We start from the raw sequence: 12,320 nt of genomic DNA, 5'->3' as shown, positions 1-12,320 counted from the left end.
CCGAATCCCACAGATAGACGCCGTCGGCCTTCACGATCACGCGGCTGCCCGCGCGGTTCAGCGCGCCCATGTCCGAGAACGGGTGGATGTGGTGCGCGGCGTCGAGCGCGCGGTATTCGGCGGTCGAATGCGGTGAGACTGCGTCGTTTCGATCGGTCATGTTTCCTCCGGATAACAGCGCCGCACGCTCAGACGTGCAGCAGCAGATGCCTGCGCTCCCACGAGCTGATCACGCGGAAGAATGCTTCGTATTCGGTGTCCTTCAGCGCCAGGTAGGCCTTCACGAACTTGTCGCCGAGAATGCCGGCCAGCGGCGTGCTGGCCGCCATCAGCGAGATGCCCTCCTCGAGATTGCGCGGCAGCTGATACGGCAGGTTGTAGCCGTCCGACGCGATCGGCTCGGTCGGGGCGAGCTGCTGCGACAAACCGAGATAGCCGGCCGCGAGCGTCGCCGCGAACGCGAGGTACGGATTGCAGTCGACGCCCGGAATCCGGTTCTCGATGCGGCGCGCCGACGGGCCCGACTGCGGAATACGGAAGCCGACGGTACGGTTGTCGTAACCCCACTGCACGTTGATCGGCGCGGCCATGAAGCGCGACAGCCGGCGGTACGAGTTGATGTACGGCGCGAAGATCGGCATCAGCGCGGGCGTGTACTTCTGCAGCCCCGCGAGGTAGCTGTGGAACATCGGCGATACGGCGCCGTCTTCGTCGGAGAACAGGTTGCGCCCCGTGCGCGCATCGGCCAGGCTCTGGTGGATGTGCATTGCCGAGCCCGGCTCGTCCTGCATCGGCTTCGCCATGAAGGTCGCGTACATGTTGTGGCGCAGTGCCGCCTCGCGCACCGTGCGCTTGAACAGGAACACCTGGTCGGCGAGCGACAGCGCATCGCCGTGCACGAAGTTGATCTCCATCTGCGCGGCGCCGACCTCGTGGATCAGCGTCTCGATATCGAGCCCCTGCATCTCGCAGTATTCGTAGATGTCCTCGAACAGCGAATCGAACTCGTTCACCGCTTCGATCGAATACGACTGCCGGCCGGTCTCCGCGCGCCCGGTGCGGCCGACCGGCGGGCGCAGCGGCAAGTCCGGATCGGCGTTCATGTCGACGAGATAGAACTCGAGCTCGGGCGCAACGACCGGTTGCCAGCCTTTCGCCTTGTACAGGTCGAGCACGCGTCGCAGCACGTAGCGCGGGGAGATCTCGACCGGCGAGCCGTCGAAGTGCACGCAGTCGTGGATCACCTGCGCGGTCGGGTCGACGGCCCACGGAATCAGGCAGATCGTCGACGGATCGGGCACGCACACCATGTCGGGATCGGTCACGCCGGTCAGCGTGCCGTCCTCCGGATAGTCGCCGGTGACGGTCTGCACCATCACGGCCTGCGGCAAGCGCATCGATTCGCCGGATTCGAACTTGTTGCGCGGAATGATCTTGCCGCGTGCAATGCCGGCCATGTCGGGAATGATCGCCTCGACCTCGGTGATGCGGTGCTGTCGCAGGAATTCGCTCAGTTCGGGTTGCATGATCGGCCTCTATCAGTCGACGTCGGATGCGGCCGGCGACGACATCGCGCCACACGCCGCATGAATGCGATGCGTCATGCGCGCGCGGCACGCCGCGCCGAATGCCGCGAAGATATCGCGCGACAGCGGCTGTTCCGCGTAGCGCCATTCGGGATGCCACTGCACACCGAGCGCGAACGCGCGCGCGCCGCGCACGCTGACGGCCTCGACCAGTCCATCGGGCGCGCTGGCTTCGACGACGAGCCCGGCGCCGAGCTGGGCGATGCCCTGGTCGTGCAGCGAATTGACCGTCGCCTCCTGCGCGCCGCGCGCGACCCGCTGCAGCAGGCCGCCCGGCGCGAACTGCACGACGTGCGCGGGGCCGTACTGCCGTTCGAGCGGATCGGCCGGCCGCTCGCGGTGATCGTCGAAGCCGGTCGTCGCGTGCAGCCGCTGATGCAGCGTGCCGCCGTAGGCGACGTTCAGCTCCTGCATGCCGCGACAGATCGCGAGCACGGGCACGCCCGCGTCGATCGCCGCACGGATCAGCGGCAATGCGGTCGCGTCGCGCGCGGGATCGTGCAGCGTGTCGGGCGCGCTCGCGGCGCCGCCATAACGATGCGGTTCGACGTTCGAATAGCTGCCGGTCAACAGCAACCCGTCGACCGCCGCGACGATCGCGTCGGCCGGCTGGCGCGCGCCGAGCGCGGGCAGCACGAACGCAAGCGCACCGGCGCCGTCGACGAGCGCGGCCAGGTACTTCTCCCCCGCCGTGTGGTTCGGATGCTCACCGCGCAGGATGCGGTCGGCGGTGACGGCTACGATCGGGCGCACACGCATGGGTATATCTCCGGTAATCGCGCGCGACACGTTCGCACACGGGACGATGAAAGTGCGCGCCGGCGCCGTACGCGCGCACCGCGACGCGGCGCATGCCCATGCGCGATCCTGCCGCGCGGACGATGCGGCAACAGGCGGTGCGACCCGGTACGGAAGCGGAAAACGACGCTAGGGCAACAACGAGGCGCTGCCGTCGCACTGCACCGCGCTGAACACGCGCGCGGTCACGAGATTGAAGCGGCGCAGGCCGCGATGGGACATGGCGAAGAAACGAGGCTCGCGCAAAGGGGCGGCACGCGTGCCGCGATCAGCATGCCGGATCGGCCCGGCCTGAGGCGGCGCGCCCGCCGACGGACTTCGCGTCCGGCGTATCGAAGGGCTGGCGGCTTTCACGATGGTGCTCGACTGACTGATGAAGGCAGGACACGTGTCGCGATGAAGCGCATGCGGCAATGCCGCGCGGCGACACGTCGGCAAGGTGTCTCGCAGCACATTCCGGTGCGGCGCGGCCACGATCGATGGCCCGCCACGGGTGCGCGCGTGACGACTTCCTGACATTCAGCTTATATCACCTAAAAATTGCGTCAAATTTTCAGGTTTCGATGACGACATCGATCAGACGAAAACCGGACGAAAAAAAACGGCACCGATCTCGTGGATCGATGCCGTGTTGTGCATCGCATCGGTGCAGCACGCTGCGTGCCGGCGGACTGTGACGCACCTGCTCCGCCGCGTTGCCGCATCCGTGCGGCCCGTGTTCAACGATGTGCGAGCGCGGTTTCGACGAGCGTCTGCAATAGCGGCACAATCCGCGCCGCACGCGCTTCGTCATAGGCGTACGGACGCGTCTCTTCCATGTAGGTGATCTGCGAGAGCTCGAGCTGCACGGCCTCGACGCCGGTATCGGGCACGCCATAGTGACGCGTGATGTAGCCGCCCTTGAAGCGCCCGTTCGCGACGGCCGTGTAGCCGCCATGTTCGAGCACGCGTGCGGCCAGCGCCTCTGCCAGCCCCGGCGCGGCACTCGCGCCGCTCGACGTGCCGAAGTTGAAGTCGGGCAGGCGGCCGTCGAAGAAGCGCGGCACGTGCGAGCGGATCGAATGCGCTTCCCACACGAGCACGCGGCCGTGCTCGCGCTTCAGTCGCGCGACCTCGCTTTGCAGCGCCTCGTGATACGGCAGCCAGTAGCGGTCGCGGCGACGCATGATCTCGTCGTTGCCGGGCTGCGCGCTCGCCGGATACAGCGGCGCCTTGTCGAACGTATCGACCGGCACGAGCCCCGTCGTGTCCTGCCCCGGGTACAGGTTCTCGTTGTCGGGCGGACGGTTCAGGTCGACGACGTAGCGCGCATGCGACGGCACGAGGATCGACGCGCCGAGCTCCGCCGCGAATCCGTACAGCCGTTCGAGATGCCAGTCGCAATCGTCGACGAAGCGCGCATCGGCCGTCATCGTCGCGGCGATGTCGGCGGGGATGTGCGTGCCTGCGTGCGGAATCGAGATCAGCAGCGGCAACGTGCCCTGCTTCAGCGTGAATACAGCCGGTTGTTCAGTCATGTCGCATCACCGTTGGAGGTCTGCCGGCGCACGCATGCCGCGTGCGCCGGTTGCGCGCGTCAGCGCAGCAGTTGCGCCAGCGCGGCGCGGTAGTCGGCATACGCGACGGCTTCGTCGCGATGGCGGCGGCCGCTCACGACGCGCTCGCCGCCCGTGTAGACGTCGAGCACCGGCGTCTCGCCGTGCTCCGCGAACACGATACCCGACAACCACGACGTGCTGTCGTGTTCGGCGATCGCCGGATGATCGGGATCGAGCACGAGCCAGTCGGCGCGGCACCCTTCGCGCAGCGCACCGACACGCCGCCCGCTGGCCTGCGCGCCGCCCGCGAGCGACGCGTCGAACAGGCGATCGGCGACATGCGCCTGCATGTCGCTCGCCAGCACGTTGCGCGCGCGGTGCACGAGCCGCTGCCCGTATTCCAGCAGGCGCAACTCCGAGCGCCAGTCGACCGATGCGTGGCTGTCCGAACCGACGCCGATCACGCCGCCCTGCGCGAGATAGTCGACGGCCGGGAACACGCCGTCGCCGAGGTTCGCTTCGGTCGTCAGGCACAGGCCGGCAACCGCGCGACGCTTCGCGAGCGCTGCCGTTTCGGCTGCGTCGACGTGGGTCGCGTGCACGAGACACCAGCGCGCATCGACGTCGAAGCGATCGAGCAGCCATTGCACGGGGCGCGCGCCGTAGGCACGCACGCAGTCGTCGACTTCGGCCGTCTGCTCGGCGATATGGATATGCACGGGCGCATCGTCGGGCAGCCCGTCGAGCAGCACGCGCAACCCGTTCTCGGATACCGCCCGCAGCGAATGCGGTGCGACGCCGTAGCGCAGCCCGCCATGCTCCGGCGCCGCGCGACGCATCGCGTCGAGCAGCTCGAGCAGGCCGTCGGGCGTATTGATGAAGCGGCGCTGGTCGTCGCGCGGCGCCTTGTTGCCGAAGCCGGCGAACTGGTACGACACGGGCAGCATCGTAATGCCGATGCCGGCCGAGCGCGCGGCGTCGACCACGCGCGTGCCGAGTTCCGCGATCTGCGGATAACGCGCGCCGTCCTGTGCGTGATGCACGTAGTGGAACTCGCACACCGACGTGTAACCGCACTTCAGCATCTCGACATACAGCCAGCGCGCAATCGCGGCGAGCGCGTCGGGCGTGATCTTCAGCGCGAAGCGGTACATCAGGTCGCGCCAGCTCCAGAAGCTGTCGGCCGGATTCGCACGGTATTCGGTGAGCCCCGCCATCGCGCGCTGGAACGCGTGCGAATGCAGGTTCGGCATGCCGGGCAGCACCGGCCCGGCCGCGCGCGCGACGCCCGCGGGTGCGTCGGTGTCGGGCGTCACGCCGGTCAGCGTGCCGGCCGCGTCCCAGCGCAGCAGCACGTTACGGCGCCAGCCATCGGGCAGGTACGCATGGTCTGCAAACAACGTGGTGTCGGTCATGAGGCTATCCATTCATGCGGCGAAACACGGTCGTGCCGCCGCGTACGACCTGTTCGCACAGCGGCCGGCCGATCCAGTAGGCGAGCTCCGACAGCGAGCCGACCGACCAGGCGGCGAAGTCGGCCTGGCGACCGACCTCGAGCGCGCCGTGGCGATCCGCGCGGCCGAGCGCCGCGGCCGCATGGCGCGTCACGCCCTGGAGCACTTCGGGCACCGTCATGCGGAACAGCGTGCAGCCCATGTTCAGCGTCAGCAGCAGCGATTCGAGCGGCGACGTGCCGGGGTTGTGATCGGTCGCGAGCGCGATCGGCACGCCGTGCTTGCGCAGCAGCTCGATCGGCGGCAGTTGCGTCTCGCGGATGAAGTAGTACGCACCGGGCAGCAGCACGGCAACCGTACCGGCTGCCTTCATCGCCTCGATGCCGGCTTCGTCGAGAAATTCGAGGTGATCGGCGGACAGTGCGCGGTAGCGCGCGGCGAGCGCCGTGCCGCCCGCGTTCGACAGTTGCTCCGCATGCAGCTTCACGGGCAGCCCGCGCCGCGTCGCGGCCTCGAACACGCGCTCGGTCTGCGCGAGCGAAAAGCCGATGCGTTCGCAGAACACGTCGACCGCGTCGACGAGCCCCTCGTCGGCCAGCGCCGGCAGCATCCGGTCGCACACTTCGTCGATATACGCATCCGCACGGCCCGCATACTCGGGCGGCAGCGCATGCGCGCCGAGGAACGTCGTGTAGACCGTGACCGGGAAGCGCTCGCCGAGCTGGCGCGCGACGCGCAGCATCTTGCGCTCGCTCGCGAGGTCGAGCCCGTAGCCCGACTTGATCTCGATCGCCGTCACGCCGTCGGCGAGCAGCGGCTGCAGGCGTGCGGCGGCCTGCACGAACAGCGTCGTCTCGTCGGCCGCGCGCGTCGCGCGCACCGTCGACACGATCCCGCCGCCCTGCCGCGCGATCTCCTCGTAGCTGACGCCGGCGAGGCGCTGCGCGAATTCATCGGCACGCGTGCCGCCGTACACGAGGTGCGTATGGCAGTCGACGAGGCCCGGCGTCACCCACGCGCCGTGCAGATCCTCGCGCTGCCAGCGAGCGTAACCGTGCGGCAGCGCGGACATCGCGCCGAGCCAGACGATCGTGCCGGTTTCGTCGACGGCGATCGCCGCGTCGTCGATCGTCTCGTCGGGATGGCCGTGCGGACACAGCCTCAGGTGATGCCAGACAGTCTGTTTCATGCGTTCAGTCTCGTTCGCCGATGGCAAGCGACACGGCGAGCAACGCGCCGCTACCGCTCACGACGACGTCAAACGCACGCCGCGGCCCATCGAGCCGCAACGTGTCCATTTCTTCCAGTGTGTAGCGTGTGCCGTCGATTTCAACGGCGGCCTCGCCGGCCGCGCAATGCAGCAGCACGGTATCGGCATGCTCGATGCGGTGCGCGCCTGCGCGCCACACGTCGAGCGCGCCACGCGCGGCAGCGCGGCGCGTCATCAGGTTGAAGTCGCGCGTCGCGCCGTCATGCAGCGTCGCGTCGATCGCCGTTTCGCCGGCGAAGTCCGCACGGGCGAGCGGCGCGTCGAGCACATGGCGCGCACCGCCTTCTTCCGCGAGCGTCATGCCCGCGCCGGACAGCAGCACGAGCGTGCGGTCGACGCCGTCGAAACGCGAAAACGGGCCGGCCGCGCCGACGTCCGCGACGCTCACGCGCCATGCGAACGCATCGAGCGCGGCGCCCGGCGGCGCCCCGAGGGAAGTGGGGGAGAACGCCGCGATTTCGCGCGTCACGCCGCCGCCGTTCTTCCACGGCGACGCAACGAGATCCGCCGCGCGGATCATCGTGGCGTGCACCGGCGCCTGGTGGAGCGCCGTCATGCTCAGCGGCCGAGCATCGGCAGCTTCAGGCCGGCTTCGCGGGCCGTCTGCTGCGCGAGTTCGTAGCCGGCATCCGCATGGCGCATCACGCCCGTCGCCGGGTCGTTCAGCAGCACGCGGCCGAGACGCTCGTGCGCTTCGGCGGTACCGTCGGCGACGATCACGACGCCCGAGTGCTGCGAGAAGCCCATGCCGACGCCGCCGCCATGGTGCAGCGACACCCACGATGCGCCGCCTGCGGTGTTCAGCAGTGCGTTCAGCAGCGGCCAGTCGCTCACGGCGTCCGAACCGTCCTTCATCGATTCCGTCTCGCGGTTCGGGCTTGCGACCGAACCCGTATCGAGGTGGTCGCGGCCGATCACGATCGGCGCCTTCAGTTCGCCGTTCTTGACCATCTCGTTGAACGCCTGGCCGAGGCGATAGCGATCCTTCACGCCGACCCAGCAGATCCGTGCCGGCAGGCCCTGGAACGCAATGCGCTCACGCGCCATGTCGAGCCAGTTGTGCAGGTGCGGATCGTCGGGGATCAGTTCCTTCACCTTCTGGTCGGTCTTGTAGATGTCTTCCGGATCGCCCGACAGCGCGACCCAGCGGAACGGGCCCTTGCCTTCGCAGAACAACGGGCGGATGTACGCCGGCACGAAGCCCGGGAAGTCGAACGCGTTCTCGACACCCATTTCCAGCGCCATCTGGCGGATGTTGTTGCCGTAGTCGAGCGTCGCCGCGCCGCGTTCCTGCAGCGCCAGCATCGCGCGCACCTGAACGGCCATCGACTGCTTCGCGACCTTCACGATGCTCTGCGGATCGACCTTCTGCGCTTCGCGCCATTGCGCGACGGTCCAGCCTTGCGGCAGGTAGCCGTTGATCGGGTCGTGCGCGCTCGTCTGGTCGGTCACGCAATCCGGCGTGATGCCGCGCGTGACGAGTTCCGCGAACACGTCGGCCGCGTTGCCGAGCAGGCCGATCGATACCGGCTTGCCGGTGCGCTTCGCTTCCTCGATCATGCCGAGCGCCTCGTTGAGCGTCGTCGCCTTCTTGTCGACGTAGCGCGTCTTCAGGCGGAAGTCGATACGCGTCTCGTCGCATTCGACCGCGATCATCGAGAAGCCGGCCATCGTCGCGGCCAGCGGCTGCGCGCCGCCCATGCCGCCCAGGCCGCCCGTCAGGATCCAGCGGCCCGACGGATCGCCGTTGAAGTGCTGGTTCGCGACCGAGAAGAACGTTTCATAGGTGCCCTGAACGATGCCCTGGCTGCCGATGTAGATCCAGCTGCCGGCCGTCATCTGGCCGTACATCATCAGGCCCTTGCGGTCGAGCTCGTGGAAGTGATCCCAGTTCGCCCAGTGCGGCACGAGGTTCGAGTTCGCGAGCAGCACGCGCGGCGCATCCTTGTGCGTGCGGAACACACCGACCGGCTTGCCCGACTGGATCAGCAGCGTCTCGTTCTCTTCGAGATCCTTCAGCGACGCGAGGATCTGGTCGTAGCATTCCCAGTTGCGCGCCGCGCGGCCGATGCCGCCGTACACGACGAGCGCATGCGGATGCTCTGCGACTTCCGGGTCGAGGTTGTTCTGGATCATCCGGTAGGCCGCTTCGGCCAGCCAGGTCTTGCAGACTTTCTCGCTGCCGCGCGGCGCGCGGATCGTGCGCGTCGGATCGAGACGGGGATCGATGTGTTTCGGATGGTTCATGACGACTGCTCCCGAAGGAAAATGACTATCAAATAGGAATCAGAAATGCCCGGTGAAGCGATAACGGCTGCCGGGATGCCACAGATTCGCCACCGAGGCGACGACGCCCTGCGACCAGGTGCGTCGATGTAAAACCAGACACGGCTCGACGTCGTCCATCCGCAGCTGCTCGCGCCGCTCCGGCGCCGGGGCCGCCGCTTCGATCCGGTACTCGACACGCTGCAGCGGAGCCGCGCGCATCAGGTACAGGTTCGGCGTCGTGTTCGTGAAATCCTGCTCGGCGTAATCCGGCGCGACCGCCGGATTCACCCATCGTTCTTCGAGCTGCACCGGTTCGTCGTTCTCGAAGTGCAGCACCTGCGAGTGAAACAGCTTCGTGCGCACGGCCACCTGCATCTCGTCGGCGAGCGCCTCGTCGGCGCGGATCGTGTCGAGGCCGAGCACGCTGGCGTGATACGCGTGCCCGCGTGCACCGACTTCCTCCGAGATGCTGCGGATCGCCACCAGCGTCGACTCGTACTTCGGCCGCGCGACGTAGGTGCCCGCGCCCTTCATGCGCGTGAGCACCTGCTCGGCCGTCAACTCGCGCAGCGCGCGGTTGACGGTCATGCGCGCCACCTTGAATTCGCGCGCCAGCTCGTTCTCGGACGGCACCTGGTCGCCCTCCTCCCACTCGCCTGCGTGAATGCGGCCCAGGATGAAATCCTTGATCTCCTGGTAGACCGGCGCGCTCATGGGCTTACTGTTCCGACGCGAACGAGAACGGCGCGACCTTCGCGAACGCGCGCTCGCCGACCAGCTTCGCGATCACCGCGATGTCCGGTGCGAAGTAGTGGTCGAGCTCGTAGTGCGCGACCTTGCCCCGGATCGTTTCCATCACCGGCGCCAGCTTCGGGCTCGTGTGGTACGGCGCGCGCAGGTCGACGCCTTGCGCGGCGGCCAGGAGTTCGATCGCGAGGATGTGCTTCGTGTTGTCCGCGATGTCGGCGAGCTTGCGCGCGGCGAACGTCGCCATCGACACGTGGTCTTCCTGGTTCGCCGAGGTCGGCAGCGAGTCGACCGACGCCGGGTGCGCGAGCGTCTTGTTTTCCGATGCGAGTGCGGCAGCCGTCACGTGCGCGATCATGAAGCCCGAGTTCACGCCGCCGTCCTTCACGAGGAACGGGGGCAAGCCCGACAGCGTCGCGTCGATCAGCAGCGCGATGCGGCGTTCGGCCAGTGCGCCGATTTCCGCTGCGGCGAGCGCGAGGTTGTCGGCCGCGAACGCGACGGGCTCGGCGTGGAAGTTGCCGCCCGACAGCACTTCGCCGGTATCCGGGAAGATCAGCGGGTTGTCCGACACGGCGTTCGCTTCGACCAGCAGCACGTCGGCTGCATGGCGCATCTGGTCCAGGCACGCGCCCATCACCTGCGGCTGGCAGCGCAGGCTGTACGGGTCCTGCACCTTGTCGCAGTCGCGGTGCGACTGGTTGATCGGCGAGCCTTCGAGCAGGTCGCGATACGACGCGGCGGCGTCGATCTGGCCTTGATGGCCGCGCAGTTCATGAATGCGCGCGTCGAACGGCTTCACCGAACCGGCAGCCGCGTCGACCGACAGCGCACCCGCGACGAGCGCGGTGCGGTACAGGTCTTCGATCGCGAACATGTTGTCGAGCGCCAGCGCGGTCGATGCCTGCGTGCCGTTCAGCAGCGCGAGGCCTTCCTTCGCCTGCAGCGTCAGCGGCGCGAGGCCCGCGACACGCAGACCGTCGAGTGCGCTTGCACGCTCGCCGCGGATGAACACTTCGCCGACGCCGAGCAGCACGGCCGACATGTGCGCGAGCGGCGCGAGGTCGCCCGATGCGCCGACCGAGCCCTTCACCGGGATCAGCGGCAGCACGTCCGCGTTGAACAGCTTGATCAGCGCGTCCATCACTTCGCGGCGGATGCCCGAGTGGCCGCGGCCGAGGCTCGACAGCTTCAGCGCCATCAGCAGGCGGACCGACGAGCGTGCCATCGGCTCGCCGACGCCGACCGCGTGCGACAGCACGAGGTTCTTCTGCAGCAGTTCGAGCTGGTCGTGCGGGATGTGCGTGCTGGCCAGGCGGCCGAAGCCCGTGTTGATGCCGTAGGCCGGCTCGCCCTTCGCGGCGATGTCGGCGACGGCCTTCGCGCCGGCGTCGATCTTCGCGAAGCTGGCCGGGTCGAGCGCCAGCTGCACGGATTCGCGTGCGATCTGGCGCAGTTGCGGGAGGGTCAGGTGGCCGGGGGTCAACGTAATCATGTGAGCAATCCTGTCTAGACAAGTTCGGAATGGATTGAAGTGTAGCCACGCCAACTTGTCTAGACAACCCGTTTTTCACCGATTTCGACTCGGGAGTTTCCCTGATGCCCGCCGCGGCCCGCCGGATCGGCCCGGACGATCCGGCGCTTAACAGCCGTTGTAATTATTTTGTAATTTTCAACATGCGAATCGACATTCGGCACGGAGACCGCCATGCCCTTCCCGTCACGCCCCTCCGCCCGGTTCGGCCGCCCCCTGCCGTTCGCCGCGTGCGCACTCGCAAGCGGCGCGTCGCTCGCTGCGGAGCCGGCCGACTGGCACGTCGTCGGCTCGCCGCAATCGTCGGAAGCCTGCGGGTTCGTGCTGCGCAAGGGCGATTCGCCGTTCAAGGCGTTCGTCGACGGCGTGCTCGTGCGTTTGATGAGGCGCGGCGAGATCGACGCGCTGTACGACAGGGGGTTCAGGAAGCCGGCGCCCCGAAGACGCTGTCGTTTGACTTCGCGATCAGCGACGTGATCAAGGCGCGCGATGCGGCGCCGAACGACGCGCCGCTCGAATGAGCGCCGCGCGCTGAGATCGGCTCACGCACGCGTCCATGCGACGCACGCCGCGTAGCCGGGCGCCGCGTCGAACCACGCCGCATCGAACGCCACGACGCCGGCGGCGGGCGCGGCCGGCTCGACGATCGTCGTCGCAGGGGTCGCGACTTCGCGCGGCGGCACGACCGCGAACGCGCTCAGCCCGCCGACGATGCCCGTGCCGAGCGCCTTGAGCAGCGCCTCCTTCGCACACCAGACGCGCATGAATTCGCCGGCGCGCGCGGCAGCCGGCAGGCTGTCGAGATAGGCGGACTCGGCAGGCGCACAGACTTCGCGCGTCAGTGCGCGCCAGTCGGTCGCGCGGTTGCAGCACTCGATGTCGACGCCGACGCGGCCCGCGGGTACCCACGCAAGCAGCGCATGATCGCCCGCATGCGACACGTTGAAGTCGAGCGATGCGCGATGCGCGCCGTCCAGCGACGGCCGCCCCGATGCGTCGACAACGATCGCCACCGCCTGCGGCGCGATGCCGAGGGCCGTGCCGAGCACGTCGCGCAGCGCGGCACGCGTCGCGGCGCTGCGCACCGCATCCTCATGCCGCATGAAGCGCGCAGCCCGCGCGCGG

General features: G+C 68.3%; 10 protein-coding genes and 2 pseudogenes. 1 reads left to right on the top strand and 11 read right to left on the bottom strand.

What is annotated here, in order from left to right:
* From G3N64_RS35630 to hutH, 10 genes and pseudogenes are all read right to left on the bottom strand, one after another.
* Positions 1–160 (bottom strand): annotated as a pseudogene (locus G3N64_RS35630) (aspartate aminotransferase family protein); the annotation flags it as partial.
* Positions 161–188: 28 nt separating this feature from the next.
* On the bottom strand, positions 189–1,526 hold the full coding sequence (locus G3N64_RS35625; protein WP_166960373.1) for a glutamine synthetase family protein: 1,338 nt from the start codon (positions 1,524–1,526) through the stop codon (positions 189–191).
* A 12-nt stretch (positions 1,527–1,538) separates the two neighbouring features.
* Positions 1,539–2,345, bottom strand: a complete 807-nt coding sequence (locus G3N64_RS35620) for a gamma-glutamyl-gamma-aminobutyrate hydrolase family protein (protein ID WP_205788338.1) — start codon at positions 2,343–2,345, stop codon at positions 1,539–1,541.
* A gap of 758 nt (positions 2,346–3,103) precedes the next feature.
* Positions 3,104–3,901 (bottom strand): N-formylglutamate deformylase, encoded by a 798-nt coding sequence (gene hutG, locus G3N64_RS35610; RefSeq protein ID WP_205788337.1) that lies wholly within the window; start codon positions 3,899–3,901, stop codon positions 3,104–3,106.
* 59 nt (positions 3,902–3,960) lie between these two features.
* Positions 3,961–5,337, bottom strand: coding sequence for a formimidoylglutamate deiminase (locus G3N64_RS35605; RefSeq protein WP_205788336.1), 1,377 nt, complete (start codon positions 5,335–5,337; stop codon positions 3,961–3,963).
* A gap of 4 nt (positions 5,338–5,341) precedes the next feature.
* Complete coding sequence (hutI, locus tag G3N64_RS35600) at positions 5,342–6,565, bottom strand: imidazolonepropionase (RefSeq protein WP_205788335.1); 1,224 nt, start codon at positions 6,563–6,565, stop codon at positions 5,342–5,344.
* A gap of 4 nt (positions 6,566–6,569) precedes the next feature.
* Positions 6,570–7,202 carry a HutD family protein gene (locus tag G3N64_RS35595; RefSeq protein WP_205788334.1) on the bottom strand — a complete coding sequence of 211 codons (633 nt, stop codon included), beginning with the start codon at positions 7,200–7,202 and terminating at the stop codon, positions 6,570–6,572.
* A gap of 2 nt (positions 7,203–7,204) precedes the next feature.
* Positions 7,205–8,893 carry a urocanate hydratase gene (gene hutU, locus G3N64_RS35590; RefSeq protein WP_205788333.1) on the bottom strand — a complete coding sequence of 563 codons (1,689 nt, stop codon included), beginning with the start codon at positions 8,891–8,893 and terminating at the stop codon, positions 7,205–7,207.
* 39 nt (positions 8,894–8,932) lie between these two features.
* A complete protein-coding gene (gene hutC / locus G3N64_RS35585; RefSeq protein WP_011352609.1) occupies positions 8,933–9,628 on the bottom strand; it encodes a histidine utilization repressor in 696 nt (231 codons plus the stop codon).
* Positions 9,629–9,632: 4 nt separating this feature from the next.
* On the bottom strand, positions 9,633–11,156 hold the full coding sequence (hutH, locus tag G3N64_RS35580) for a histidine ammonia-lyase (RefSeq protein ID WP_205788332.1): 1,524 nt from the start codon (positions 11,154–11,156) through the stop codon (positions 9,633–9,635).
* 294 nt (positions 11,157–11,450) lie between these two features.
* Here hutH and G3N64_RS35575 point away from each other — a divergent pair.
* Positions 11,451–11,716 (top strand): annotated as a pseudogene (locus tag G3N64_RS35575) (amino acid ABC transporter substrate-binding protein); the annotation flags it as partial.
* Between the two features lie 21 nt (positions 11,717–11,737).
* Here G3N64_RS35575 and G3N64_RS35570 read toward each other — a convergent pair.
* A partial coding sequence (locus tag G3N64_RS35570; RefSeq protein ID WP_205788331.1) for a 4'-phosphopantetheinyl transferase superfamily protein occupies positions 11,738–12,320 on the bottom strand: 583 nt, incomplete at its 5' end.

Origin of the sequence: Burkholderia sp. Ac-20344 (assembly GCF_017104975.1) — a bacterium.
Taxonomy (GTDB): domain Bacteria; phylum Pseudomonadota; class Gammaproteobacteria; order Burkholderiales; family Burkholderiaceae; genus Burkholderia.
Note: the sequence above shows the minus strand (reverse complement) of the source record. Positions and strands in the feature narration are given on the sequence as shown.

Coding starts and splice junctions, on each gene's coding strand:
- G3N64_RS35595 (WP_205788334.1), bottom strand. CDS start 7,202: ATGACGGCGCTCCACCAGGCGCCGGTGCACGCCACGATGATCCGCGCG.
- hutI (WP_205788335.1), bottom strand. CDS start 6,565: ATGAAACAGACTGTCTGGCATCACCTGAGGCTGTGTCCGCACGGCCAT.
- G3N64_RS35625 (WP_166960373.1), bottom strand. CDS start 1,526: ATGCAACCCGAACTGAGCGAATTCCTGCGACAGCACCGCATCACCGAG.
- hutH (WP_205788332.1), bottom strand. CDS start 11,156: ATGATTACGTTGACCCCCGGCCACCTGACCCTCCCGCAACTGCGCCAG.
- hutU (WP_205788333.1), bottom strand. CDS start 8,893: ATGAACCATCCGAAACACATCGATCCCCGTCTCGATCCGACGCGCACG.
- hutC (WP_011352609.1), bottom strand. CDS start 9,628: ATGAGCGCGCCGGTCTACCAGGAGATCAAGGATTTCATCCTGGGCCGC.
- hutG (WP_205788337.1), bottom strand. CDS start 3,901: ATGACTGAACAACCGGCTGTATTCACGCTGAAGCAGGGCACGTTGCCG.
- G3N64_RS35605 (WP_205788336.1), bottom strand. CDS start 5,337: ATGACCGACACCACGTTGTTTGCAGACCATGCGTACCTGCCCGATGGC.
- G3N64_RS35620 (WP_205788338.1), bottom strand. CDS start 2,345: ATGCGTGTGCGCCCGATCGTAGCCGTCACCGCCGACCGCATCCTGCGC.